The organism is Nocardioides sp. NPDC127503, from assembly GCF_040302165.1.
Classification (GTDB): Bacteria; Actinomycetota; Actinomycetes; order Propionibacteriales; family Nocardioidaceae; genus Nocardioides.
In genome coordinates this window covers 140,373-164,620 of the sequence record NZ_JBEORH010000009.1, presented here as the reverse complement: position 1 = coordinate 164,620, position 24,248 = coordinate 140,373, and the positions used below count along the sequence as shown (strand labels likewise).

The following is a 24,248-nucleotide window of genomic DNA, read 5'->3' as shown; positions in this document are numbered from 1 at the left end:
TGCCAAGGTTCCGGTCATGAATCAAGGTCGGATCGCCTCGAAACTGCTTGGCTGGAGCGCGCTTCTGCTGCTCGTTGCAGCAGCAGTTGCCTTCGTCGTACCGGTCACCCTGTTCGCTTTCGCGTCGGGCGATGAAGGGGTTGCGGTCACCGATACGCCCGTCGTGGTCGACGCACCGGCCCACCGGGCGTGGGGCATCTACTTCCATGACGTCGACAACTCGGGCTACAGCGGATACTGCTCGGTCAACGACAGCGCGGGACGTCCGGTCGAGATCCGCGATTCCGGCGCCACGGTCTCGTCGTCAGATACCGAGGACCTCAACCACGTATTCACCACCCCTGAGGACGGGAGGTTCACTGTCGAGTGCCAAACGGACAACGCATCGGTACGAGTTGGCCCGGTAGGCAACCTGCCTTCGGTTCTCATCGGCACTGCGATCGCGGCTGGGCTGGGAGTTACTGGATTCGCGCTGGGCATCATGTGGCTGATCAGAAGAGTGGCTCGGCCGACGTACTGACGCACGCGGCATGACGTCGACCCCGTTATGCCCGGGCGTGAGCGAGAGTTGCTGTCATCGCTCATCGAACCTCCGGAGGGCACCAGGGGGAACACATGACGAGGAGACCGGCGAATGACAGCAAGAAACCCGGCCCTCGCTGCGATGAAGATGCAGGTCAGAACCGGGTTTCAGGTGGTGGAGCTGAGGGGATTCGAACCCCTGGCCTTCTCATTGCGAACGAGACGCGCTACCAACTGCGCCACAGCCCCAAGCGATGAGAAACGTTAGCATCTCGTCGCGGGTGTTACCCAATCAGTATGGCCTCAGGAGCCCGTGGCGCGGCCGCGCGCCGCCTCGGTGGCCTCGGCCGCGGCGCGCTCGGCCTCCTCGGCCTGGCGGACGAGCTCGGAGTCGGCGGCGTTGCGACCCGAGCTCCACACGCCGGTGGCGTCCAGGTCGATGGTGCGGACTGTGCGGCGCGGCGCCGCCTCCTTGGAGACGTACGTCGGCAGCGGTGTCTCCACCGGCTTCCAGGAACCCGCGGGGAGGTGCTCGCCGGTGTCGTCGTGCTCGACGACGGCCACGAGGTCGCCGGTGTCCTGGTCGATGTCGAAGGTGACCCGGGGCGGGGCGACCGGCTCGGGCTCGGGAAGGTCCTCGGGGAACGGGATCCGTGCCCAGACCTCACGCTGGTGGCGCACACTGAACCGGCAGGTGACCAGCCAGGCGGCGACCAGCACGCCCGGGATCGCGATCCACACCGGCCCGAAGACACCGAAGCCGGCGAGCGCGCCGACCACGGCCAGACCGAGGACGAGCACACCGAGCACGATGCTGCGGCGCTTGGCCGCGGCGCGAGCCGCGCGGCGGCGTACGGCCATCGGGACGGGTCGCGGAGCAGGCTCGTCGGTCGCCTCGACCTCGGCCTCAGGCTTCTTCGGCGACTTCTCGGTCACCAGGTCGGTGGAGTCCTTGCCGGTGGCTTCTCGCCGTGCAAGGATCCGGCGGGACTTGGAGATGGCGGCGCTGGCCCGGCTCTTCGTTCCGTCCTCGGCCGTCGCCGTCTGCTCGAGCGCTTTGGGCACCAAGTACACCGCCCACGCCACGGCGAGGGCGACGAAGATGAGTGCGCTCGGGTCCACGTTAAGAAGCGTAGGAGCCATCACCAGCCCGTAGGCGGACGTGCAGTGGTGTGTCGCGTGTGACTTGTGTGATTTCAGCAGGACACGCCGAGTCAATGCCTCATTCAGGTGACAAACCGAGCCTGGCCAGCATTCCTTGGTGACATTCTTCAACCGTTATCGCGAAGATACGGTGATCTCTCCAGGCACCGTCGATATGCAGAAATCGGGGCGCATATCCGATCTCGTTGATGCCCAGTTTCTCCACGACGCGGAGCGAGTTGGAGTTCTCCGGCCGGATGCAGATCTCGATCCGGTGCAGCCGCGCGGCGGTGAAACAGTGGTCGATGACCAGCGCCACCGCCAGCGGCATCACGCCGCGGCCGGCGAAGCGCTGGTCGATCCAGTAGCCGATCGAGGCGAACTGCGCAGAACCGCGCACGATGTTGTTGACCGTGACCTGACCAGCGAAAACACCGTCGACCTCGATCGCGAACGGATAGGTCAGGCCGCGCTTGGCCTGGCGCCTGAGACGACGTACGAGGCTGGCGAACGTCGTGGGCCGCGCGCTCGATCCCGGGGGCACGGTCGCGTCCCACTGGTGCAGCCAGGCCGCCGAGCGGCGGCGAGCCTCGGTCCATGCCTTGGCGTCGAGACGGTCGAGAGGGCGTAGGGTCACCGCGCCGTGGGAGAGGACGGCGGGCCAGCCGGGATCGGTCACCGGTGGTCGCTTCCCACGGACTGTTCGACGGCGTGGGGCAGCACCGGACGCAGCACGTCGATCGCGTCCTTCACGCCACCCCGGGACCCGGGAAGGTTCACCACCACACACGCTCCGATCTGACCGGCCAGACCGCGGGACAGTAGCGCCGTCGGGATCCCTTTCGCCACTCCGGCCGCCCTGATGCCCTCGGCGATGCCGGGGATCTCGCGATCGAGCAGCGGGCGTGTGACCTCGGGGGTGCGATCGGTGGGGGTCAGCCCCGTGCCGCCGGTGGTGAGGACGACCCGCGCACCCTCCTCGGCCGCGCGGGCGATCGCCTCGCCGACCGGGTCTCCGTCGCGTACGACCTCAGGCGGGCCGACCAGAAAACCGAGCTCTTCCAGAAATGCCACCAGGAGGGGTCCGGTGGTGTCCTCGTAGACGCCTGCCGAGGCGCGGTTGGAGGCGACGACGACGGTCGCTTTGAGGCTCATCGCTGACTCTGCCCGATTTCCCAGGTGCCCGACTTTCCGCCGGTCTTTTTCTCGACGCGGATATCGGTGATGACCGCCCTCTTGTCGACGGCCTTGATCATGTCCACCACGGTGAGGCCGGCGACCGCGACCGCGGTCAGTGCCTCCATCTCGACGCCGGTGCGATCGGTGGTCTTCACGGTCGCGGTGATCTCGACGGCGTCGTCGGCGACGCTCAGCTCGACCTTGACTCCCGAGACCGCCAGCGGGTGGCACAGCGGGATCAGGTCGGGGGTCTTCTTGGCGCCCATGATCCCTGCGATGCGGGCGACGGCGAGCGCGTCACCCTTGGGTACGCCCTCGCCGCGGAGCAGCTCGATGACCTCCGGCGCTACCAGAACCCGTCCAGACGCGGTCGCCGTACGAGCCGTGACCGCCTTCTCGGAGACATCGACCATCCGGGCGGCGCCGGTCTCATCGACGTGGGTCAACCTGTCAGCCATCAGAACTCCACGTCCAGCTCGATCACGTCCACCTCGGCGTTCTTGTCCAGCGAGGTCGTCTCCGGCGGAATCACGATCAGACAGTTGGCGCCGGCGAGGTCCCCGATCAGGTGGGACCCCGGGCCACCGATGGGCGAGACGCCGGCGCGGGAGCCGTCGTACCAACCGCGGAGGTACTGCTCCTTGCCCTTCGGGGACCGCACCGGATGGGTCAGGGCGGCGCGGCGTACGGGCCTGGCCTCGGGGGTCATGCCCATCAGCCGGCGCAGCGCCGGGAGCACGAAGAGCTCGAAGGAGACGAACGAGGAGACCGGGTTGCCGGGGAGACACATGACCGGCACGCGCTCCTCACCGATCCGGCCGAACCCCTGGGGCTTGCCAGGCTGCATGTTCACGGGGCCGAACCAGACACCCTCCGGCGTCAGCGCCTCCTTGACCACGTCGTAGTCGCCCATCGAGACGCCGCCGGAGGTGACCACCAGGTCGGCACGAACGAGCTGGTCGGAGAGCGCGGTCATGAACGCCCGCGGCTCGTCGGGGACGATCCCGACGCGGTACGCGATCGCGCCGGCCCGGCGGGCAGCGGCGGCCAGCAGGAAGGAGTTGCCGTCGTAGATCGAGTCGTGGCCCAGGGTCTCGCCGGGCTCGCGCAGCTCGGTGCCGGTCGAGAGCACCACGACCCGGGGCCGAGGCCGCACTGCGACCTGGGCGCGGCCGACGGAGGCGATCAGGCCCAGATGGCGCGGGCCGAGCACCGTGCCCGCGGGGATGAGCAGGTCGCCCTTGGCGACGTCCTCGCCCGCGTAGCGGACGTGCTGAGCCTCCTCCGGCATCTGCCGGATCTCGACCTCGGCAACGCCGCGGTCCGTCCACTCGTACGGCACGACCGTGTCGGCACCCGCCGGCAGCGGAGCACCCGTCATGATCTTCGCCGCCGCGCCCGGCGGGAGCGCCAGCAGCGAGGCCTGCCCGGCACCGATCTCACCGAGCACCGGCAACCGCACCGGAGCCTCTGCCGAAGCGGTCGCGACATCGGCGTAGCGGACCGCGTAGCCGTCCATCGAAGAGTTGTCGAAGCTCGGCAGGGCGACCTCGGCATGGATGTCCTCCGCCACCGCCAGCCCGAGGCAGTCCATCAAGGGCTGCGGGTAGGCCGGCATCGGCTCGAGGTCAGCCAGGATTCGGTCGCGGTACTCGGCGGGGGTCACACGCCGAGCCTAGTCGTCACGCCCGATGGTCGAGCCGCCGGAGCCGCAAGGCGAAGGCGTGTCGAGCGATGTATCGAGCTTGTCGAGATGACCAACACAGTCCTATCGAGCCCCGAGGGGACTGTGTTGGTCTCGACACGCTCGGCCGCAGGCGGCCTCACGGCTCGGCCAGCGGCGTCAGTCGGAGAGGACGGTGGCGGGCGCGACGCGTTCGGCGTTGGCGCCGTCGAGCGAGACCGCGCCGATGACCTGGACGCCCTTGCCGAAGGTCCAGTCACCGTTGACGGTGAGCGAGGACGCCTTGCGCAGCGACGGAGCGCCCTCGGGGAAGCGCTCGTCGAAGTTCGCGACGTACTTGTAGTAGTCCCCGTCGAGGTCGATGAACGGCACCTCGTCGGCGATCTGGTCGAGCACGAAGTTTTCGCCGATGTCGTAGACGTCGGAGCGGAGGACGAGCAGGTCGTTGGTGGTCTTGACCGGCACGAACCGGTCGCGGCCGACCTCGATCAGCTGCGAGCTCTCGAAGACCTCGATCGCGGCCCCCATGGCGGTCTCGATCTGGACGACCTTCGGGGTCTTCGGGTCGGCCGGGTCGACGGTCTTCTCGTTGCGGATCAGCGGCAGACCGAGAATGCCGTCGCGCTCGGAGAGGACCTTCTTGAGCGCCTTGAGGTCGAACCAGATGTTGTTGGTCGAGCAGTACTTGTGGCGGTTGAGGTCCTGCAGCGCCACCTTGTCGTCGTCGAGCGTCTGCGCCGTCTCACGAAGGATGAGGCGGCCATCGGACTTGCGGCGCGCGAAGTGACCGCCCTTGCGGTCGCTCGGGGTGCGGCGTACGGCCTCGATGGCGAAGGGGGCACCGGACTTGGCGAACCAGCCGGCGACCTTCTCGTCGGGGACGGCGCCGAGGTTGTCGGAGTTGGAGACGAAGACGCGCTCGTAGCCCTGCTCGATGAGCAGGTCGAGGAGCCCGGTGTCGAGCAGCGCGGTGTAGATGTCGCCGTGGCCCGGCGGGCACCACTCGAGCTCAGGGTCCTTGGGCCACTCGACCGGAGTCAGGTCGTCGACGAGCAGGCGCGGCTCACGGTTCTGCAGGAACTCCAGCGGCAGGCCCTCGACCGGCAGGTCCTGGTAGCGCTCGAGCGCGGCCAGGCTGTCCTCGGAGGTGCGGAAGGAGTTCATCAGCAGCAGCGGGAGACGTACGTCGTACTTCTGGCGCATGTGCAGGATCTGACGGGCGATCACGTCCAGGAAGCTCAGGCCCTTGCGCACGCACAGCAGCGACTTCGCGCGGTCCATGCCCATCGAGGTGCCGAGGCCGCCGTTGAGCTTGATCACCGCGGTGGTCGAGATGGCGGCGTGCGCCTCCTCATCGGTGACCGCGACGTCGCTGATCGACGGGATGTCGACCGGCTCAATGGTCTCCTCCGGGATCATCCCGGTCTCACCGTGCTCGAGCTGGCGGTAGTAATGTGCGAATGTCTGCACCGCGACGTCATCTACGCCGGCATCGCGCATCTTCGCCATTGCCTTGGCCAAACCTGGGCTACCCATAGAGGAAAGCCTAGGCTGTCGTTGTGTCGGGTTCACACACCCCTCCGGGTTCTGATAGTCCAGCCCCCGCTGACTTCGTGGGGCGCAAGACTGCCTTACGCGACCAGTTGCTGACTACCCGGGGGCGCATCGGGCTCCCCCAGTTGGGCTCGCTCGCGCGTGCCCTGTCGCAGGTGGTCACTGATATTGAAGACGTACGAAGCGCCGCAACGGTTGCGCTCTACGTCTCGATCGGCACCGAACCGGGCACCGGACCTCTTATCGACGAGCTGGACGCAGCCGGGAAACGCATCCTGCTGCCCTGCCTCCTGCCGGACAACGACCTGGACTGGGCCGTCTACGACGGAGATCTGGTCCGAGCACCTCGCGGGCTGCTGGAGCCGGGCGGGGAGCGGTTGGGCACCTCCGCGATCGCCGGCGCCGACGTCGTACTCGTCCCCGGCCTGGCCGTCGACTCGCGGGGCCATCGGATGGGACGGGGCGGCGGCTCCTACGACCGCATCCTGGCTCGGGTGCCGGCAGGAACCTTTACCTGCGTACTTCTCTACCCGTGGGAAATCGGTGTCGCGGTACCGGTCGAGGCGCACGACCGGGCGGTCGGAGCGGCCGCGAGCGCGGAGGGAATGCAGCGCTTCTCCTAGGCGTTCGCTAATATTGGCAGTCGCGCCCGTCGAGTGCCAGATTCTGTTCTAGGAGAAACGTGCCCACCTATCAGTACGCCTGCACCGAGTGCGGCCACGCCTTCGACCAGTTCCAGAGCTTCAGCGACGCCTCGCTGACCGAGTGCCCCGAGTGCGGCGGCAAGCTGCGCAAGGTCTTCAGCGCCGCCGGCGTCGTCTTCAAGGGCTCCGGCTTCTACCGGACCGACTCCCGCTCCGGGTCCTCCTCGTCGACGCCCTCCACGTCCTCGACGACGTCGTCCTCGAGCACCTCCTCCCCGGCGCCCGCTGCCTCCAGTTCCTCGGACTGAGACCACCCACAGCAGCGGGTTATCCACAGGGTCATCCACAACGTGACCTGGGCTGTGGATAGCGAGATGCGGGAATCTCGCGGGCGACTTAGCGTGCCCGCATGTTCACTCGAATCACGTCCTTCTCCCGCCGCGTACGCCGCGGGGTCCTCGCCCATCGCCGCCTGCTGGCGTTCCTGCTGACCGCCTCGGCGGTCGCGATCGGGTTCTCGGCCACCCGGCCGGACCCACCCGACACCTCGACGATGGCGGTCGCCTCCCGAGATCTGCCGGTCGGCACGGTCCTCACCGCCGCCGACCTCACCGACGTCTCGACCGACCCCGCCAACATGCCCGTCGATCTTGCCGAGGCGCCGCTCGGTGAGCGCCTCGCAGCGCCCCTGCGGCGCGGCGAGCCCGTCACCGACGTACGTCTCGTGGGTCCTGCGCTGACCGAGGGCCACCCCGACCTGGTGGCCGTCCCGGTCCGGCTCCCCGACGCCGAGATGGCGGGGCTGCTCCACGTCGGCGACACCGTCGACCTCTACGCCACCGACCCCGCCACCGCCGAGACCGCCCTCGTCACCACCGACACGCTGATCCTCAGCCTCCCTCAGGCCGCTGAGCCGAGCCGGGATGATTCCATGGCACAGGGAAAGACCGAGGGGTTTGGCGTCACGAACACTTCGGCGGGGCGTCTGGTCATCGTCGGAGTCGCCGAGAACAGCGTCGAGGACGTCACATCGGCAGGGGTGGGTGGCTACCTCACCTTTGCGTACTGACGGCCAACGCACGCCACATCCGGGGTCTCCTTCACCTCACACAATGAGCAACAGGAGAAAAGCAAGAAATGAACGGTTTCAAGAAGTTCCTGCTCCAGGGCGACCTGATCAAACTAGCGGTCGCGTTCATCATGGGTGCCGCGTTCGCCTCGGTGGTGACAGCCACCGTCGCGGTGATCATGGACCTGATCGGCAAGCTCGGCGGCACGCCTGACTTCTCCAACTGGAAGCCCTATGGCATCCACTTCGGCGACTGGTTCACCGCGGTGATCTCCTTCGTCATCATGGCTGCGGTCGTCTACTTCATGATCGTCAAGCCCTACACCGCCGCCAAGGAGCGCTTCTTCCCGGAACCCGAGCCGGGCGAGACCGAGATCGACATCCTCAAGCAGATCCGCGACCGCCTCAGCGCCGCCCGCTGACCCATTCGCACCCAGGTGCCGTCTCACCCACCGTGGTGAGGCGGCACCTGCGATTTCAGCCATCGATCCGACGCCGACTCCTCCGACTCCGCCGACGAATCCCGCTCGTCGTTGGTCGTCTCGGGAAGTACGTCACCGAAGATCCGCGCCAGCCTCTGCTTGCGCTTCCACTCCGGCTCCTTCGGTTCGTCCGGCGCTTCCGGTTCGGATGAGGTGTCCTCAGCCATCAGCAGAGTCCCGCACGCTCGCGCTCAGCCTTGGCCTGCTCGGCGATCGCGGCGAGCTCCTCCTCGGTCGCTCCGCTGCTGGCATTGCCCGACGCGTCGCCCGAGGAGTCGCTCGAGGCCGCATCGTCGGAGGGCTCCGAACCAGCGGTCTCGCCGTCGGTGCCTTCGCCGGAGCCTTCGGGCTTCTTCTTGTCCTTGTCGCCCGCGGCCTGCCCGGCATCAAGCGAGCCCGCCGCGATCTTCTTGGTCAGCGGCTTGTCGTTGGCGATGGCCTTGAAGACGTTCTTCGCCTTCTCCTTATCGAGGACGACTCGGTTTTCGTTCTGCGGGTCCGTCGCCACCGGGATGGTGAGGAACTTGATGTTCTCCATCCCGATGCTCTGGAAGCCAGCACCGATCTTGGCCATCGTGTCGAGGTTGTCCTTGAGGCCTTCGTCCATCGTCAGGCCCTTCGTCGCCGCGTTCAGGAAGCCGAGCACCTTCGTCGGGCTCGACAAGGTGTCGCCGGAAAGCAGCTTCGCCGCCATCGAGCCGATGAACGCCTGCTGGCGCTTCGCCCGCAACAAATCGCTTCCGTCACCGAAGACGTGACGCATACGAACGTACTGAAGGGCTTCCTTGCCATTGAGCTTCTGGGGTCCAGCATCGAACTTCGCCCCTGAGAAACTGTCGTCGACAGCCTCGGGAAGGCAAACGTCGACACCGTCGATGGCATCGACCATCCCCTTGAAGCTTCCAAAGTCGACCACGACGAGATGATTGATGGTGATGTCGCACTTCTCACCGCACATCTCAGCGGCTACTGCCTCGACCTGCTCAACGGTGCAGGTCGGACCTCCAGTCTCGTACGCAGCGTTCCACTGCACATAGTCGGCCGGGGCGGTCTTTCCATCCTCCGTCTTGCAGGAAGGTCGGTTGACCATCGTGTCGCGCGGGATGGAGACGCCATAGGCGAACTTTCGGTTCGCCGAAAGGTGCAACAGGATGGTGGTGTCCGAGCCGCCACCGTTCTGGCCGTCCAGGCCGCAGCCCTTGCAGTCGCGGCTATCCGAACCCATCACGAGGATGTTGATCGGTTCCTTCGGGCCGACGTCAGCAGCCTTCTCGCCGAGACTGACGGTGCTGATGTTCGACCGAAGGTCGCGGTAGGTGTAGACCGCGAACAGTCCGACGATCAGCGCCAGCACGAGCAAGGTCGAGCTGAGCACCTGCCACACAACGTTGCGCGGCTTGTCGCGATCCGTGCGCTCGTCGTCCGGGTAGGGGGCGTACGGCTCCTGGTAGCCATCCTGGGGCGGATAGTCGTCGTAGGACTCGTCGTCGTAACCCGCTGCGTACGCAGCGCCTCGGCGGCCCGGGGCGGGATAGGCCTCATGGCGGGCCTCGTGCAGCTCATCGCGTGAGGCCGTACGCCCTCGGGGGCGGTCGGCCGGGTCAGGTCGGGGCGCGACGGCGGTCGCGCCGGGGTCGTTCCAGTCGAACTCGCGCGCGGCCGGCGGGGCGAGTTGCTGGTCAGGGACCTTGGGGGCGGGAGGGGCGGGGTGAGGATCCTGGCGATACCACTCCGGCGCGGGCGCGATCGCGGTCTCCTCGACCGACGGTACGGTGGCCGGCGGCGCAGGTATGCGGGGTCCGGGGCGCGGAGTCTCGCGCAACGGAGGGGCCACGGCCGTCGCGTCGGGATCCCACTCCTGAGGGGCAGGAGGGGGAGGCATCGGCGACGACCCAGGGGTCCCCCGGCCCATCGCCTGCAAGCGCTCGGCGCGGGTCGGCTCCCGCCGCACCGGTTCTGCGTGCAGCGGCTCGACGGCGGGAGGCTCAGGCTGAGCCGGCTCCTGGCGGGCCGGACGCGCAGCCCGACGGCCACCGCCCGATGAACCAGGCCCGGGAGGCGGCGGCGACACGAAGTCGGACTGCGGACGTGCGGCTCGCCGGCCACCGCCGGGCTCCGTTGACGGCTGGTCGGTCGGTACGTCCGCGACTCGAGCACCACGGCCGGCATGAGTCCCCCCAGACTCGTTGCTCTCAGACTCGTCGGCGCCGTACATCCATTCGAATCCGGACACGCCGGAGCCTGAATCCGCACCCCCACGTCGGGGAGGCATGGAGGCGTCAGGCATAGATCACCGTCACTCGTCGCTTGTCTTTAGGGGGATTCGGGTTGAGTCGACGGTGACTCAACCTACGCGAGGGCCCCAAGTTTGGCCCCTGACCGCATCGAACCCCAAACCGTAGTATCACCTGCCGCCGTGGCAAGATATTCGCGAATGCCCCAGTAGCTCAGTGGATAGAGCAGCCGCCTCCTAAGCGAAAGGTCGCAAGTTCGACTCTTGCCTGGGGCACCAATTCCAGATATTTCCCCGTCGCACCGCGCCCTATGACGCGTTGTCGATGACCTCGAACCGGATCCCGGCGGTCTGCAGGCGATCCAGGAGCGCGTCGCCCATCGCGACTGCGGTGGTCACCGAACCGGAGGTCTCGGGCAGCGTGTCGAAGGCCAGGCAGAGCGCCGACTCGGCGAGCATCTTCGCCGTCTCGGTGTAGCCGGGGTCGCCTCCGGAGACCTTGGTGTGGATCTTCCGGCCGCCGGACTCGGCGACGAAGTCGACGGTGAACCACGACTTCTCGCGACGGCCCTCGGAGGGTCCGGTGCCCTGCTTGACCCGCTCGCCGAGCTTGGCCCGCAGCGGGGGCACCTGCATCGCGAGGGCGAGGCCACCGACACCGACAGCGCCGCCGACGGCGTACCGCAGTGTCTTGGTGCCGGCGAAGTGCGAGTAGGTGAACGCGGGGCCGTAAGCCTCCAGTGCCCGCCCGGAGCGGGCGACGATGAACGGGTCGATGGTCGGCAGCGGCAGCAGCCAGTAGCCCAGCTCGCTGTCGCGGCCAAGGCTGGGCTTCGCCGGTCGAGACGTACGCCCCTCCGGCCGCTTCTCGAGCGCCCGGCGCTCGCGCGATGCCGCCGCCATCTCCCGGGGCCGCGACATCTGCCCCAGCGCGGAGTGGAAGGTGCCACCGGAGAAGGTGGCGTTGGAGCGGACGACGCCCTTCATCGTCAGCGGGCCGGTGATCTCTCCGCCGGCGGCGAGCTCGCGCACCGTGAAGAAGGCGCCGAGGTCGTGCGGGATCGAGTCGAACCCGCACGCGTGGACGATCCTGGCACCGTTGGCGCGGGCGGTGGCGTCGTACTTCACGAACATCCGGTCGACGAACTCGGGTTCTCCGGTCAGGTCGACGTAGTCGGTGCCGGCCTCGGCGCAGGCCTTGACGAGCGGCTCCCCGTACTCCAGGTAGGGCCCGACCGTCGTGATCACGACGCGAGCACGAGCCGCCAGCGCGGCCAGCGACGAGGAATCGTGCACGTCGGCCTGGAGGAGCTCGACGTCGGCGGAGCCGAGCCCGTCACGCACGCCCTCGAGCCGCGACAGGGAGCGGCCGGCGAGCGCCCACCGCAGTCCCTCAGGCGCGTGCTCGGCGAGATATCCGGCCACCAGACCGCCCGTGAATCCGGTCGCGCCGAACAGAACGATGTCGAGATCGCGAGAAGACGTCATAACCGCTACCTTTCCAGAAGCAACGAAATCCGAGACGGCACGGGTCTCTCAGTGATCAAATGTTGCATCAATAGGGATACTCTTGAGCGGTTTCTTTCGGTGAATCAGCATTTGAGTGAACGACCAGGCACCATCCCCAACCACGAGATGAGTGAGACGAGCCTGTGGGCGACGCGGTGATCAGCGTTCTGCTGGCCGACGGTCACGACGTTGTGCGTGTCGGCGTGCGTACGGTCCTGCTGCCCGAACCCGACATCGAGGTCGTCGGCGAGGCCCGCACCGCCGCCGAGGCACGGCCCCTGATCGCGACGCTCCGTCCTGACGTACTCATCCTCGACGCCCACCTGCCCGACGCCTCCGGCGTGGCGCTGTGTCGCGAGGCGCTGGCGATCAAGAGCGACATCCGCTGCTTGATCCTGGCCACCGACGCCGACGACGAGGTGATGAGCCAGGCGATCATGGCTGGGGCAGCCGGTTACGTGCTCAAGCAGATCGAGGCGACGAGCCTGGTCTCCGGCGTACGCCTGGTGGCCAGCGGCCACACCCTCTTCGACCCCGAGGCGGCCGCCAAGGTCGTCCACAACGTCGAGGAGCGCCGTCGGATGCACGAGGTGGTCGCCGACCTGACTCCGCAGCAGCGCCGGATCCTGGTCCTGCTCGCCGAAGGCATCTCCAACCGGCAGATCGCCGACCGCCTGGTGCTGGCGGAGAAGACCGTGAAGAACCACATCACCGGTCTGCTCGCCAAGCTCGGCGTCAGCCACCGCACCCAGGCCGCGCTGATGGCGAGCCAGCTGCTCGAGGACGGCGTCGTGCCGCGGCCGGCTCCCCCGGCCGACGACGTGAGGCAGGCCAAGGGCGCCACGCCCAACGGCGGGCCGATCCCCCCGCATCCGCGCGGCCAGGCCCCCTCCCACACCCCTGGCCGATCGCGATAACCATCGCCTCGATCCAGGTACCGTTGAAGGCATGTGCCGCAACATCCGCCCGCTCCACAACTTCGAGCCGCCTGCCACCAACGACGAGGTCACCGCTGCCGCCCTGCAGTTCGTACGCAAGGTGAGCGGCACGACCAAGCCTTCTGCCGCCAACCAGGAGGCCTTCGACCAGGCCGTCGCCGAGATCGCCCACATCACCCGGCATCTCCTCGACGATCTCGTCACCAACGCCCCCAAGAAGAACCGTGAGGTCGAGGCCGCGAAGCGCAAGGCTCGCGCCGAGGGCAGGTACGCCTCGTGACCCTCGCCTCGGAGGCGAGCAACACCGATTCGTACGCCGCGGCGCTGGCCCTCCTCCAGGACCGGCGCCTCGTGGTGCTGACCGGGGCCGGCGTCTCGACCGACTCGGGGATCCCCGACTACCGCAGCCCGGGCAGCCCGTCACGGCAGCCGATGACGTACCAGCAGTTCATCTCGGGCCCGCAGGAGCGGCAGCGCTACTGGGCGCGCAGCCACCTCGGCTGGCGGCGGATGGGCAGCGCGGTGCCGAACGCCGGCCATCGCGCCCTGGCCGCGATCGACCCAGAGCTGCTGATCACCCAGAACGTCGACGGTCTGCACGAGCAGGCGGCACCCGAGCTCGCCAGCAGCGGCCGGATCGTCACGCTGCACGGCCGGGTGGCCGACGTGATCTGTCTGTCCTGTCGCACGCTGAGCCCGCGCCGCGACCTGCAGGAGCGGATGGAGGCGCTCAATGCGGGATGGGCCGAGGTGCACGCGGACGTGGAGACCCGCCCGGACGGTGACGTCGCGCTCGAGGAGACGCAGGACTTCGTCGTGCCCGACTGCGAGATCTGCGGTGGCATCCTCAAGCCGGACGTCGTCTTCTTCGGCGAGAACGTGCCCAAGGATCGGGTCGCCCGGTGCATGGCGGCGGTCGATGCCCTCGCCGGGCCGGAGAGCCTCGAGTTCCGCGACGAGCGGCACGAGGGGAAGGGCGTGCTGCTCGTCGCGGGCTCGAGTCTGGCTGTGATGAGTGGCTATCGGTTCGTACGCAGGGCGGCGAAGGCCGGGATCCCGGTCGTCATCGTCAACCGCGGCGCCACCAGGGGCGATGGGGAGGCTGCGTACAAGCTGGAGGTCGGGACCAGCGAGTTCCTCACCACCTTGGCACAGCGCAGGTTCAGAGGCTCAGGCAGAGCGTGACTGCGGCAGGTCGGCCATGCGGCCGGCGGCCTCGTCGACGGAGAGTCTGGCGCCGATGAAGAAGTGGTAGACCGGGCCTTCGTCGATCAGCAGCACCTTGGCGCTGTGGTAGTCGCCACCGAGGTCGGTGAGCACGATCTCCTCGCCGCGCTCGAGGTGACGGGTCAGGCCGGTGTCGGTGTGGTGGACGGCGACTGGGCGGAACGTCTCATCCAGCTCGCGACCGCGAGCGGGCAGATGAACGACCTCCATAGAGCTCTCCCCTCCGGAGACCCCCGCAAGTCTCGACATGACAACTGCTGAACGTCTCCCTTCAGCAGGCCTTGCACGTCAAACATAAGCATCTATGACGTAATCGGTCCAGAGTCATGTGCCAGAATCTGCCGACGTCGAGAGAATTTCACCCGCGGTTACAAAAGTGGGCGCGAAGTAGGCGCAGCGTTGCCACACCGAAGCCGACTCGTGGAGCCGACCGGCGGTGAATCTGCGGGTCAGAGGGCCTTCACGAAGATATGGTCCGCGGCCTCGGGGATGATCTCCGCGGTCTCCCCACCGGAGCCGAGCAGGACGCCGTCGGGGGTCGCCTTGATCGCGACGGTCTGGTCCGGGGTCGCCCCGACCCGGCGCAGGGCGCTCATCAGCGACTCGTCCTTCTGCATCTCCTCGGAGATGCGGCGCACCAGGACGGTGGCACGATCGGAGCCCGCCGCGGCGGTGAGCGACTGGACGCCGGCCATGAAGTCCTCGTCGGCGGGCTTGCCGCCGAGCTCGTCGAGACCGGGGATCGGGTTGCCGTAGGGCGACTCGGTCGGGTCGCCGAGCAGGTCGAGCAGTCGCTTCTCGACGGTGTCCGACATGACGTGCTCCCAGCGGCACGCCTCCTCGTGAACGAGCTCCCAGTCGAGGCCGATGACGTCGGTGAGCAGCCGCTCGGCAAGACGGTGCTTGCGCATCACTCGGGTGGCCAGGCGAAGGCCCTCGTCGGTGAGCTGCAGGTGGCGGTCGCCCTCGACGGTGAGCAGACCGTCGCGCTCCATCCGGGCGACGGTCTGGGAGACCGTGGGGCCGGACTGGTGGAGGCGTTCGGCGATGCGGGCGCGCAGCGGAACGATTCCCTCTTCGACCAGCTCGTAGATGGTGCGGAGGTACATCTCGGTGGTGTCGATGAGATCGCTCACGGGCTAATCCTACATCCTTGAATCAGTCAGAAAAACCGAACCCAGCAGGGTGTGTCCCGAACGACGTCGGCCTGCAGGAGAGATCACGACGTGATCCCCTAGGAGCCCTGGCGTTCTAGGGCCTCGTTGTATCTGGACAGCATAGCGCTGAGCCGGTCGATCTCGTCGGGACTCCAGTCGGCCAGCCGGTCGTTGAAACGTACGCGACGCTCCTGTGCCACCCGGTCGAGCCCGTCGCGCGCCTCGGCGGTCACCGAGACCAGGCTGGCCCGCCCGTCCTCGGGATCGGGGTGGCGCTCGAGCAGGCCCAGGTCGATCATGGCCTGCACCATCCGGCTGACCGCTCCCTTGTCGATCCCGAGTCCGTCGACCAGCGCGGAGGCGCGTACGGGGCCACGCTCGGCGATCCAGGTCAGCATCATGTAGCCGCCGGGCGGAAGATCCGGGTGAAGCATCCGGCCGCGTGCCTTCATCGCCCGCTTGGCCCTCCACACGAGCACACCGACCTCGGCCTCGAGCCGGCTGAGCGACTCACCGCGAGGGCCGTCCTCGATCTGCTCGCCCTGGGCGGCGTCGTCCATCGCTGTCATCCCTGTCATCTCCGGCCCGCTCCCCCCGCCTCGAGCTCCGCAGCGACCTCAGGAGCGATCTCATCGTCGGCGAGGTCCTCGATCGTAGTCTTGAGCGGAACCTCCTTGATACCCAGGATCGCCACCAGCGCGATGACCGCGCACGGGATGGCCACCAGGAAGAGATCGGCGGTGGCGACGGCGAAGGCGTGCTCGTAGAGGGCCTGCACCGCGCTCGGCATGCTCGCCGGGTCGGCGAGCCCGCCGCCCTGCAGGCTCCGGAGCTCCTCGGGGGTGACCTTTCCGCTGGCCACCAGCTCGGGGATGCCGTCGGTGATGACGTCCTCGACGCGGTGGGAGAGCACGGCGCCGAGCGCGGCGATGCCCATCGAGCCGCCCATCGACCGGAAGAAGGCGACGACCGAGGAGCCGGCACCCATGTCCTTGCTGTCGAGGTTGTTCTGCACCGCGAGGACGAGGTTCTGGTTGGTGGCACCGACTCCGAGACCGAGGATGGCCATGAAGGCGCCGACCAGGGCCAGGTTGGTGTGCTCGTCGATCGTGCTGAGCAGGTAGAGCCCGATCGGCAGCATGATGCCGCCGAAGATCAGGTAGCGCTTCCAGCGTCCGGTGGAGCTGATCAGGCGTCCGGTGACCATTCCAGCACTGGAGAGCCCGAGCACCATGCAGATCGACATCAGGCCGGCGTGGGTCGGTGTCATCCCGCGGGCGGTCTGGAAGTACTGCTGCAGGTAGACCGTCGCGCCGAACATCCCGGCACCGACGAAGAACGAGGCGAGGGTGGAGAGGACCATCGTGCGGTCGCGGAAGAGGCGCAGCGGGATGATCGGTTCCTTGGCGAACCTGCCCTCGACCAGGATCGCGAGGGCCAGCACGACGATGCTGCCGGTGACGAGGGCGTACGACATCAGCGAGGTCCACGCGAAGGAGTCGCCGCCCAGAGTGACCCAGATCAGCAGGGTGGAGACGCCGGCGACCAGCAGGAACGCGCCGAGGTAGTCGATGCTGACGTCACGGCGTACGTGCGGGAGGTGCAGGGTCTTCTGGAGCAGGATGAAGGCGACCACCGCGAACGGCACACCGACGTAGAAGACACCGGGCCAGCCCAGCGGAGAGTCGACGATCACGCCGCCGACGAGCGGCCCAATGACCGTGGCCAGGGCGAAGACCGCGCCGATGTAACCCGAGTAGCGACCGCGCTCACGCGGGGAGACGATCGTCGCGATGATCACCTGGATCAATGCGATGATGCCGCCCATGCCGAGGCCGGCGATGACCCGGCCGGTGATGATCACCGGCATCGACGGCGCCAGACCACAGATCGCCGAGCCGACGATGAACAGGCCGAGCGCGGCCTGGACCAGCACCTTCTTGTTGTAGAGGTCGGCGAGCTTGCCCCAGATCGGCATCGTCGCGGTCATCGCCAGCATGCTCGAGACGACGATCCAGGTGTAGCCACCCTGGGTGCCGCCGAGGTCGGTGACGATCCGCGGCAGGGCGTTGGCGACCGACGTACCGGACAGCATGGCGACGAAGAGCGCCATCAGAAGGCCCGAGAGGACCTCCATGATCTGGCGGTGGGTCATCTGCGGCGCCGCGATGGCCTGCGAAGACTGCTGGGACTCTGACAAGTGGGACTCGGCTCTCACGCGAATTGGTTGAACATCGACAACCAATGTACGTCGGATTAGTTGCTAAACGCAACTTGTCGCCGGTCACCAAAACGGGGCGACCCGCAGGCGGGCCTGGTGGCCAACCCGGTGGATGAGTCCGGTACGCCTGCGGGTCGGGTGGCTGCTTGTGAATTGCCAGCCCCCATCCGTAGTTGGGGAAGCTGCTAGCGAGCAGCCACCTCACGCATCCAATCGTTCTTCATCTGATCGGATCACCTCCTTTCCCGTGTGGCTCAACGGTAGGCGCCGGGCCATCGCGGGTTCAAAGGGTTTATTTCTCAGGCCGGCTCCTCGACTAGCGCGTGGCTGAACTGCGACTGGTAGAGCTCGGCGTACGCCCCCTTGGCCTCGAGCAGCTCGGCATGGCTGCCCTGCTCGACGATCGCGCCGTCACGCATGACCAGGATCAGGTCGGCGTCGCGGATCGTGGAAAGCCGGTGGGCGATCACGAAGGACGTACGGTCCGAGCGCAGCGCCGCCATGGCGTGCTGCAGGAGCAGCTCGGTGCGAGTGTCGACCGAGGAGGTCGCCTCGTCGAGGATCAGCAGCGACGGCTCGGCGAGGAAGGCCCTCGCGATGGTGATCAGCTGCCGCTCGCCCGCCGAGAGGTTGCCGCCCTCGTCGGTGATCAGGGTGTCGTAGCCGTCCGGCAGCGAGTGCACGAACCTGTCGACGTACGTCGCCCGGGCCGCCTCGAGGAGCTCCTCCTCGGTCGCGTCCGGCCGGCCGTAGCGGATGTTGTCGCGGATGGTGCCCTCGAAGAGCCAGGTGTCCTGGAGCACCATGCCGGTGCGTTCGCGCAGGTCGGATCGGGGAACCGAGGCGATGTCGACGCCGTCGAGGGTGATCTGGCCGGCATCGAGCTCGTAGAACCTCATGATCAGGTTGACCAGAGTGGTCTTGCCGGCACCGGTGGGGCCGACGATCGCGACGGTCTGCCCGGGACGGGCCACCAGGGACAGGTCCTCGATGAGCGGCCTGTCCTTGTCGTAGGAGAAGCTCACGTGCTCGAACCGGACCTCGCCGGCTCCGGCGCCGTTGCGGGGAGTGCCGACATCGGCCGACTGCTCCTCGGCGTCGAGCAGCTCGAAGACCCGCTCGGCCGAGGCCACGCCCGACTGGAGCAGGTTCATCATCGAGGCGAGGGTGGTGATGGGCTGGGTGAACTGACGCGAGTACTGGATGAAGGCCTGCAGCTCACCCAGGCTCAGGGCACCGCTGGCGACCCGGAGCGATCCGACCACGCAGACCACCACGAACATCAGGTTGCCGACGAACATCATCAGCGGCATCAGGATCCCGCTGATGAACTGTGCCTTGAAGGACGCGGCGAAGAGCTTGTCGTTCTCCTCGGCGAAGGTCTTCTCGACCTCCTCCTGACGCCCGAAGACCTTGACCAGGTCGTGACCGGAGAAGGTCTCCTCGATGTGACCGTTGAGCTTGCCGGTGTGACGCCACTGGGCCACGAACTGACCCTGAGACCGCTTCATCACCGCACCGGTCACCACCAGTGAGACCGGTACGGCGAGCAGCGCGATCAGGGCCAGTACCGGGCTGATCCAGAACATCATGAACAGCACCGTGACCAGCGTGAACAGAGCGGTCAGCACCTGGCTGAAGGTCTGCTGCAAGGTCTGGCTGATGTTGTCGATGTCGTTGGTGACCCGGCTGAGCAGCTCGCCTCGCGGCTGCTTGTCGAAGTAGGACAGCGGGACGCTGTGGACCTTCTTCTCGACGTCCTCGCGCAGGCCCTTCACGGTGCCCTGGACGACCGAGTTGAGGATCCAGCCCTGCACGAAGGAGAGCAGCGAGGCGACGAGGTAGACGGCGAGCACCACAAGCAGCGCGCTGCGCAGCGCGTCGAAGTCGACGCCCTGGCCCGGGGTGACGTACTCCATCCCGGAGAGCATGTCGGCGAGCTTGTCGTCGCCCTGCGCACGGAGACCCTCGACGGCCTCCTCCTGGGTGACTCCCGCCGGCAGCTCCCTGGAGAAGACGCCGCCGAAGATGATGTTGGTGGCCCTGCCCAGCAGCCACGGGCCCAGCGACATCAAGGTGACGCTGATCGCGGCCAGGCCGATGGTGGCGTAGGCGTGGAGCTTGTAGGGCGCCATCCGGCGTAGCAGCCGCTTGGCCGAGGGGACGAAGTTCATCGCCTTGTCGCCCACCGCGCCGCCCGCGCCCATCGGGCCGGGGCCGCCCTGGGGACGTACGATCCGCTCGGTCTTCTTCATCTGGCCATCGGTCTGACCGGCCTTCTGGTCGCTCATGCCGCGGCCTCCTCTGCACTGAGCTGGGAGGAGACGATCTCCTGGTAGGTGGCGTTGGCGGCGAGGAGCTCCTCGTGGGTGCCCTCGCCGACGATGGCGCCGTCCTCGAGCACGAGGATCTTGTCGGCGTCGCGGATCGTGGAGACCCGCTGCGCGACCACGATGACCGTGGCGTTGCGTGTCTCGGGGGCGAGCGCGGCGCGGAGCCGGGCGTCGGTGGCGACGTCGAGCGCGGAGAAGGAGTCGTCGAAGAGATAGATGTCGGGCCTCCTCACCAGCGCCCGGGCGATGGCCAGACGTTGCCGCTGACCACCGGAGACGTTGGTGCCGCCCTGGTCGATCTCGGCGTCGAGTCCGGTGCCGTCCTCGGGGGCCATCCGCTCGACGAAGTCACGCGCCTGGGCGACCTCGAGCGCATGCCAGAGCTCCTCGTCGGTGGCGTCCGGCTTGCCGTGGAGCAGGTTGGAGCGGACGGTGCCGGTGAAGAGGAACGCCTTCTGCGGCACCAGCCCGAGTGAGCTGCGCAGCGTGGCCGGGTCGAGGTCGCGTACGTCGATCCCACCCACGCGAACGACACCGGCCGTCGCGTCGAAGAGCCGTGGGATGAGGCCCAGCAGGGTCGTCTTGCCGGCGCCGGTGGAGCCGATGATCGCGACGGTCTGCCCGGGGCGGGCCTCGAAGGTGAGGTCGTGGAGGACGGGGTGGTCGGCGCCGGGGTAGGTGAAGCCGGCTCCGGTCAGGTCGACGTACCCGTGCCGGGAGATCTCGGTGACGCCCGCCGTCGGCGGGGTCACGCTGGTCTCGGTGTCGAGGACCTCGGCGATGCGGTCGGCGCAGACGGCGGCGCGCGGCACCTGCATGAGCATGAAGGTGCCCATCATGATCGACATCAGGATCTGCATCAGGTACTGCAGGAAGGCGGTCAGCGGGCCGACTTGCATCAACCCGTTGTCGACCCGGATGCCGCCGAACCAGATCACCGCGACGCTGGCGACGTTGATGACCAGCATCATCAGGGGGAACATCGTCGACATCCAGCGCCCGGCTCGCAGCGCGACGTCGGTGAGGTCGTCGTTGGCCTTCGCGAAGCGCTCGGTCTCCTGACGCTCGCGTACGAACGCGCGGATCACCCGGATGCCGGTGATCTGCTCGCGCAGGATGCGGTTGACCGCGTCGATGCGCTCCTGAACCTTGCGGAAGTTGGGGACCATGCCGCGTACGACCACGGTCATGGAGATGAGCAGCACGGGGATGACGACCGCGAGCAGCCAGGAGAGCCCGGCGTCCACGCGGATCGCCATCGCGACGCCGCCGACCATCATCATCGGCACCATCACCGCGAGCGTGCAGGTGAGCACGGCGAGCATCTGGACCTGCTGGACGTCGTTCGTGGTCCGGGTGATCAGCGACGGGGCACCGAAGCGGCCGACCTCGCGAGCGCTGAAGGAGCCGACCTTCGCGAAGATCGCCGCCCGCAGGTCCCGGCCGAAGCTCATCGAGCTGCGTGCGGCGAAGTAGACGCTGACGATCGAGGCGAGGATCTGCACGAGCGCGACGCCGAGCATGATCGCGCCGATCCTCATGATGTAACCGGTGTCGCCCTCGGCCACGCCCTTGTCGATGATGTCGGCGTTCAGGCTGGGCAGCAGCATGAACGCCGAGGTCGAGATGAGCTGCAGGATCGCGATGACGACCAGGAATCTCTTGTACGGGAGCAGGTAGTCCCGAAGGAGTCGGAGAAGCATTCAGGGGGTCTCTCTGGTCAGGATGCCGCCGAGCAGTACGTCGATGACGTCGTCGCTGCTCAGCGGCTGGTTCGTTCGGTTCAGACCAGGGAGCCAGGCCCCGATCGTGAGGCTGCGCAGCACCAGCGCGGCCTTGCGCGGCGGCAGCCGCAGCTCGTTCACGTGCGGCTCGAAGACGAGCCTGGTCAGGTTGTCGACGAGGGCTCTGTTGGCATCGATGATGAACTTCGGGGGTCCGTGCTGCTGACGTACGTCTTCAGGGTCTGGCTGCTCGAGCACGGCCGAACGCACCGCCATCATCACGAGGAGATTGCGCTGCGAGGATGCCGCGAGCAGGTCGATGACCGCACGGAGCTTGTCCTCGATCTCGGCCTTGCCCTTCACGACCTCCGTGATCGACTCGTCGGCTCGGACCGGGTCGAAGATGTTCTCGGCCACTGCCCGGTAGAGCTCCCGCTTGTCGCGGAAGTGTCTGAAGATCGTGCCTTCGGCGACTCCGGCCGCCTCGGCGATGAGCCTGGTCGTTGTCGACGTGCCGTGCTCGATCAGCAGCGTCTCGGTCGCCGCGATGATCGCTGCGCGCCGGTCGGCTGCGGGAATCGGCTTGGCCCGCGTACGTCGTTCGTCCACGAGGAACAGCCTAAGTGAGTGAGCACTCACTCACAAACCTAATTATGGGTGGATGCTGCCTCCAAACCCTGTTCGACACGATGCCGACTAGGGCATGCTGGGCCCACTGTCGGGCTGACAAGGGCCGTGACAGCTGGTGGTCCCGACAATCTCGACCACCGAATCCGGAATGGAGACAGCATGCGTAGGTTGTTGACAGGCGCGGCCGCAGTCGCGCTGGGGGTCACCGGCACCCTCGTCATGGCGAACTCGGGCAACGCCACCTCTGACCAGGAGGTTCGCTATGTCGTGGCATATGCCGAGGGATCCTCGGCCGCCAGCGCCCGTGCCGCGGTGAAGGCCGCGGGGGGCGAGATCGTCTCGGAGAACAGTGCCATCGGAGTCGCAACGGTCACCGCGGGTGAGGGATTCGCCGAGGCGGCCAACGCCTCGAACGCCCTCGTCGGCGCGGCCCAGGACAGGATCGTGGGCGCCACGACCCCTGACGCGGCCAGCGAGGCCCGCAAGCAGGAGGTGTCGAAGGTCGAGACCGAGTTCCGCAGCGGCGCCAAGGGCACCGCACCCAAGACGCCGAAGCCCAAGGGCTCCACGGAGCCGCTCTCCGGTCTGCAGTGGGACATGAAGCAGATCGACGCCGCCGAGGCCAACCGCACCGAGCGTGGCAAGGGTGTCCGCGTCGGCATCCTGGACACCGGTGTCGACGGGTCGCACCCCGACATCGCGCCCAACTTCGACGCGAACCTGAGCCGCAACTTCACCACCGACATCCCCGTCGACGCCAACGGCGCCGTGGTCGACGGCCCGTGTGAGGACGAGCCCGACGCATCCTGCTCGGACGCGGCCGACGTCGACGAGAACGGCCACGGCACCCACGTCGCCTCGACCATCGCCTCGCCGGTCAACGGCGTCGGCATCACCGGCGTCGCCCCGCAGGCCGACATCGTCAACCTCCGCGCCGGCCAGGACTCCGGCTACTTCTTCCTGCAGCCGTCGGTCGACGCGCTGACCTACGCCGGCCGCAACGGCATCGACGTGGTCAACATGAGCTACTACGTCGACCCGTGGCTGTTCAACTGCACCAACCACCCGGCCGACTCGGCCGCGGACCAGGCCGAGCAGGTCACGATCATCACCGCGATGCAGCGTGCCCTCGACTACGCCCGCTCCCGTGGCGTCACCCTCGTCGCGGCCGCCGGCAACCAGGCGATCGACTACACCAAGCCGCAGACCGACGCGAGCAGCCCCGACTACGCCAGCGAGCCCGGCGAGGCCGCCTACGTCCGTGACCTGCTCGACCCGGAGTCGTGCGTCTCGATGCCGACCGAGGGCAACGGGGTCATCGCGGTCAGCTCCACCGGCCCGTCCGAGCGCAAGTCCTACTACTCCAGCTACGGCGACGGCTTCGTCGACGTCGCGGCGCCTGGTGGGGATGCGTACGACACGGCCGACGGCACGCGTGACTTCGCCGCCAACATCCTGGCCGCCTACCCGTACGACCTCGGTGTGGCCGAGGGCGCGATCGACCCGGCGACCGGCGACGTGCTGGTGCCCTGGGCCGTCGCGGACTGCTCCAGCGGTGAGTGCTCCTACTACCAGTACCTGCAGGGCACCTCGATGGCATCCCCGCACGCTGCTGGTGTGGCCGCGCTGATCGTCGGTGAGTTCGGAAACCGCGACTTCTCCGGCAAGACCCTCTCGCCCAACAAGGTCGAGAAGATCCTGCTCAAGTCGGCCACCGACAAGGCCTGCCCGGTCCCGGCGGACTTCACCTACGTACGCCACCTGCCCAACGGCAACACGGCGACCTCGACCCACACCTGTGAGGGTGGCGAGGCGCCGAACGGCTTCTACGGCAGCGGCATCGTGAACGCGAAGGCTGCGGTCAGCCACTGAGGTGCTGCAGGAATACCCGGTTAACCGGGTATTCCTGCACTTCTCTGGCATTGCAACACCTGAGAAGTGCAGGTTTCCCCGGTTAACCGGGGATTCCTACCACCGCGAAGGGCCCGGATGCTCAACC

25 protein-coding genes and 2 tRNA genes are annotated in these 24,248 nt (G+C 67.6%); 10 read left to right on the top strand and 17 right to left on the bottom strand.

From position 1 onward, the window contains the following. The first annotated feature begins 16 nt into the window (after positions 1-16). Positions 17-520, top strand: a complete 504-nt coding sequence (locus ABTW65_RS20520; RefSeq protein WP_350663466.1) for a hypothetical protein — start codon at positions 17-19, stop codon at positions 518-520. 175 nt (positions 521-695) lie between these two features. Here ABTW65_RS20520 and ABTW65_RS20515 read toward each other — a convergent pair. From ABTW65_RS20515 to ABTW65_RS20485, 7 genes are all read right to left on the bottom strand, one after another. Beyond that, positions 696-771: transfer RNA gene (locus ABTW65_RS20515), tRNA-Ala, on the bottom strand. Between the two features lie 54 nt (positions 772-825). After that, complete coding sequence (gene sepX / locus ABTW65_RS20510; protein ID WP_350663464.1) at positions 826-1,644, bottom strand: divisome protein SepX/GlpR; 819 nt, start codon at positions 1,642-1,644, stop codon at positions 826-828. Between the two features lie 100 nt (positions 1,645-1,744). Beyond that, a complete protein-coding gene (locus ABTW65_RS20505) occupies positions 1,745-2,344 on the bottom strand; it encodes a GNAT family N-acetyltransferase (protein WP_350663463.1) in 600 nt (199 codons plus the stop codon). Next, a complete protein-coding gene (locus ABTW65_RS20500) occupies positions 2,341-2,820 on the bottom strand; it encodes a MogA/MoaB family molybdenum cofactor biosynthesis protein (RefSeq protein ID WP_350663461.1) in 480 nt (159 codons plus the stop codon). The genes ABTW65_RS20505 and ABTW65_RS20500 overlap by 4 nt, the downstream gene beginning before the upstream one ends. Continuing rightward, a complete protein-coding gene (moaC, locus tag ABTW65_RS20495) occupies positions 2,817-3,302 on the bottom strand; it encodes a cyclic pyranopterin monophosphate synthase MoaC (RefSeq protein ID WP_350663459.1) in 486 nt (161 codons plus the stop codon). The genes ABTW65_RS20500 and moaC overlap by 4 nt, the downstream gene beginning before the upstream one ends. After that, complete coding sequence (gene glp, locus ABTW65_RS20490) at positions 3,302-4,510, bottom strand: molybdotransferase-like divisome protein Glp (RefSeq protein WP_350663457.1); 1,209 nt, start codon at positions 4,508-4,510, stop codon at positions 3,302-3,304. The genes moaC and glp overlap by 1 nt, the downstream gene beginning before the upstream one ends. 177 nt (positions 4,511-4,687) lie before the next feature. Further along, positions 4,688-6,064: a UTP--glucose-1-phosphate uridylyltransferase gene (locus tag ABTW65_RS20485; protein ID WP_350663454.1), complete on the bottom strand. Its 1,377-nt coding sequence runs from the start codon at positions 6,062-6,064 to the stop codon at positions 4,688-4,690. A 23-nt stretch (positions 6,065-6,087) separates the two neighbouring features. Here ABTW65_RS20485 and ABTW65_RS20480 point away from each other — a divergent pair, with 23 nt between their 5' ends. The 4 genes from ABTW65_RS20480 to ABTW65_RS20465 all read left to right on the top strand — a co-directional run bounded on the left by ABTW65_RS20480 (position 6,088) and on the right by ABTW65_RS20465 (position 8,217). Beyond that, the gene (locus tag ABTW65_RS20480) at positions 6,088-6,705 is read left to right on the top strand and encodes a 5-formyltetrahydrofolate cyclo-ligase (protein WP_350663453.1); all 618 of its coding nucleotides are present in this window, start codon (positions 6,088-6,090) and stop codon (positions 6,703-6,705) included. Positions 6,706-6,764: 59 nt separating this feature from the next. Further along, entirely contained in the window at positions 6,765-7,034 is a 270-nt protein-coding gene (locus ABTW65_RS20475) for an FmdB family zinc ribbon protein (RefSeq protein WP_350663451.1), read from the top strand. A 101-nt stretch (positions 7,035-7,135) separates the two neighbouring features. Further along, positions 7,136-7,795, top strand: coding sequence for an SAF domain-containing protein (locus ABTW65_RS20470; RefSeq protein WP_350663449.1), 660 nt, complete (start codon positions 7,136-7,138; stop codon positions 7,793-7,795). A gap of 68 nt (positions 7,796-7,863) precedes the next feature. Next, entirely contained in the window at positions 7,864-8,217 is a 354-nt protein-coding gene (locus ABTW65_RS20465) for an MscL family protein (protein WP_350663447.1), read from the top strand. A 23-nt stretch (positions 8,218-8,240) separates the two neighbouring features. Here ABTW65_RS20465 and ABTW65_RS20460 read toward each other — a convergent pair whose 3' ends face one another. Beyond that, complete coding sequence (locus tag ABTW65_RS20460; protein ID WP_350663445.1) at positions 8,241-8,444, bottom strand: hypothetical protein; 204 nt, start codon at positions 8,442-8,444, stop codon at positions 8,241-8,243. Beyond that, positions 8,444-10,159, bottom strand: coding sequence for an LCP family protein (locus ABTW65_RS20455; protein ID WP_350663443.1), 1,716 nt, complete (start codon positions 10,157-10,159; stop codon positions 8,444-8,446). Before ABTW65_RS20455 ends, ABTW65_RS20460 begins: the two co-directional genes overlap by 1 nt. A 554-nt stretch (positions 10,160-10,713) precedes the next feature. Here ABTW65_RS20455 and ABTW65_RS20450 point away from each other — a divergent pair. Next, positions 10,714-10,789 (top strand) — tRNA-Arg (locus tag ABTW65_RS20450). Between the two features lie 30 nt (positions 10,790-10,819). Here the strand turns inward: ABTW65_RS20450 and ABTW65_RS20445 are convergent. Then, on the bottom strand, positions 10,820-11,998 hold the full coding sequence (locus ABTW65_RS20445) for a saccharopine dehydrogenase family protein (RefSeq protein ID WP_350663440.1): 1,179 nt from the start codon (positions 11,996-11,998) through the stop codon (positions 10,820-10,822). Positions 11,999-12,174: 176 nt separating this feature from the next. On the opposite strand from ABTW65_RS20445, the gene ABTW65_RS20440 reads away from it, so the two are divergent. The 3 genes from ABTW65_RS20440 to ABTW65_RS20430 are packed head-to-tail and all read left to right on the top strand — an operon-like array spanning position 12,175 to position 14,142. Then, positions 12,175-12,936: a LuxR C-terminal-related transcriptional regulator gene (locus ABTW65_RS20440; protein WP_350663438.1), complete on the top strand. Its 762-nt coding sequence runs from the start codon at positions 12,175-12,177 to the stop codon at positions 12,934-12,936. A 31-nt stretch (positions 12,937-12,967) separates the two neighbouring features. Then, positions 12,968-13,237: a DUF2277 domain-containing protein gene (locus ABTW65_RS20435; protein ID WP_183542027.1), complete on the top strand. Its 270-nt coding sequence runs from the start codon at positions 12,968-12,970 to the stop codon at positions 13,235-13,237. Next, positions 13,234-14,142: a Sir2 family NAD-dependent protein deacetylase gene (locus ABTW65_RS20430; RefSeq protein ID WP_350663435.1), complete on the top strand. Its 909-nt coding sequence runs from the start codon at positions 13,234-13,236 to the stop codon at positions 14,140-14,142. The genes ABTW65_RS20435 and ABTW65_RS20430 overlap by 4 nt, the downstream gene beginning before the upstream one ends. Here the strand turns inward: ABTW65_RS20430 and ABTW65_RS20425 are convergent. The 7 genes from ABTW65_RS20425 to ABTW65_RS20395 all read right to left on the bottom strand — a co-directional run bounded on the left by ABTW65_RS20425 (position 14,128) and on the right by ABTW65_RS20395 (position 22,228). Continuing rightward, entirely contained in the window at positions 14,128-14,394 is a 267-nt protein-coding gene (locus ABTW65_RS20425) for a hypothetical protein (protein ID WP_091042652.1), read from the bottom strand. The genes ABTW65_RS20430 and ABTW65_RS20425 overlap by 15 nt on opposite strands. Positions 14,395-14,633: 239 nt before the next feature. Next, entirely contained in the window at positions 14,634-15,320 is a 687-nt protein-coding gene (locus ABTW65_RS20420; protein WP_350663433.1) for an iron-dependent transcriptional repressor DtxR, read from the bottom strand. A 98-nt stretch (positions 15,321-15,418) separates the two neighbouring features. Further along, a complete protein-coding gene (locus ABTW65_RS20415; protein WP_350663431.1) occupies positions 15,419-15,910 on the bottom strand; it encodes a MarR family winged helix-turn-helix transcriptional regulator in 492 nt (163 codons plus the stop codon). A 5-nt stretch (positions 15,911-15,915) separates the two neighbouring features. Further along, the gene (locus ABTW65_RS20410; protein WP_350663429.1) at positions 15,916-17,496 is read right to left on the bottom strand and encodes an MDR family MFS transporter; all 1,581 of its coding nucleotides are present in this window, start codon (positions 17,494-17,496) and stop codon (positions 15,916-15,918) included. 365 nt (positions 17,497-17,861) lie between these two features. After that, positions 17,862-19,853 carry an ABC transporter ATP-binding protein gene (locus ABTW65_RS20405; RefSeq protein WP_350663427.1) on the bottom strand — a complete coding sequence of 664 codons (1,992 nt, stop codon included), beginning with the start codon at positions 19,851-19,853 and terminating at the stop codon, positions 17,862-17,864. Then, a complete protein-coding gene (locus ABTW65_RS20400) occupies positions 19,850-21,598 on the bottom strand; it encodes an ABC transporter ATP-binding protein (protein WP_350663425.1) in 1,749 nt (582 codons plus the stop codon). Before ABTW65_RS20400 ends, ABTW65_RS20405 begins: the two co-directional genes overlap by 4 nt. Beyond that, positions 21,599-22,228 (bottom strand): TetR/AcrR family transcriptional regulator, encoded by a 630-nt coding sequence (locus ABTW65_RS20395; protein WP_350663422.1) that lies wholly within the window; start codon positions 22,226-22,228, stop codon positions 21,599-21,601. A 180-nt stretch (positions 22,229-22,408) separates the two neighbouring features. Between ABTW65_RS20395 and ABTW65_RS20390 the strand changes: the two genes are divergently transcribed. Beyond that, positions 22,409-24,121 (top strand): S8 family peptidase, encoded by a 1,713-nt coding sequence (locus tag ABTW65_RS20390; protein ID WP_350663420.1) that lies wholly within the window; start codon positions 22,409-22,411, stop codon positions 24,119-24,121. The last annotated feature ends 127 nt before the right edge of the window (positions 24,122-24,248 follow it).

Coding starts and splice junctions, on each gene's coding strand:
- ABTW65_RS20520 (WP_350663466.1), top strand. CDS start 17: ATGAATCAAGGTCGGATCGCCTCGAAACTGCTTGGCTGGAGCGCGCTT.
- ABTW65_RS20500 (WP_350663461.1), bottom strand. CDS start 2,820: ATGAGCCTCAAAGCGACCGTCGTCGTCGCCTCCAACCGCGCCTCGGCA.
- moaC (WP_350663459.1), bottom strand. CDS start 3,302: ATGGCTGACAGGTTGACCCACGTCGATGAGACCGGCGCCGCCCGGATG.
- ABTW65_RS20485 (WP_350663454.1), bottom strand. CDS start 6,064: ATGGGTAGCCCAGGTTTGGCCAAGGCAATGGCGAAGATGCGCGATGCC.
- ABTW65_RS20470 (WP_350663449.1), top strand. CDS start 7,136: ATGTTCACTCGAATCACGTCCTTCTCCCGCCGCGTACGCCGCGGGGTC.
- ABTW65_RS20465 (WP_350663447.1), top strand. CDS start 7,864: ATGAACGGTTTCAAGAAGTTCCTGCTCCAGGGCGACCTGATCAAACTA.
- ABTW65_RS20460 (WP_350663445.1), bottom strand. CDS start 8,444: ATGGCTGAGGACACCTCATCCGAACCGGAAGCGCCGGACGAACCGAAG.
- ABTW65_RS20455 (WP_350663443.1), bottom strand. CDS start 10,159: ATGCCTCCCCCTCCTGCCCCTCAGGAGTGGGATCCCGACGCGACGGCC.
- ABTW65_RS20445 (WP_350663440.1), bottom strand. CDS start 11,998: ATGACGTCTTCTCGCGATCTCGACATCGTTCTGTTCGGCGCGACCGGA.
- ABTW65_RS20435 (WP_183542027.1), top strand. CDS start 12,968: ATGTGCCGCAACATCCGCCCGCTCCACAACTTCGAGCCGCCTGCCACC.
- ABTW65_RS20425 (WP_091042652.1), bottom strand. CDS start 14,394: ATGGAGGTCGTTCATCTGCCCGCTCGCGGTCGCGAGCTGGATGAGACG.
- ABTW65_RS20415 (WP_350663431.1), bottom strand. CDS start 15,910: ATGACAGCGATGGACGACGCCGCCCAGGGCGAGCAGATCGAGGACGGC.
- ABTW65_RS20410 (WP_350663429.1), bottom strand. CDS start 17,496: ATGACCCACCGCCAGATCATGGAGGTCCTCTCGGGCCTTCTGATGGCG.
- ABTW65_RS20405 (WP_350663427.1), bottom strand. CDS start 19,853: ATGAGCGACCAGAAGGCCGGTCAGACCGATGGCCAGATGAAGAAGACC.
- ABTW65_RS20400 (WP_350663425.1), bottom strand. CDS start 21,598: ATGCTTCTCCGACTCCTTCGGGACTACCTGCTCCCGTACAAGAGATTC.
- ABTW65_RS20390 (WP_350663420.1), top strand. CDS start 22,409: ATGCGTAGGTTGTTGACAGGCGCGGCCGCAGTCGCGCTGGGGGTCACC.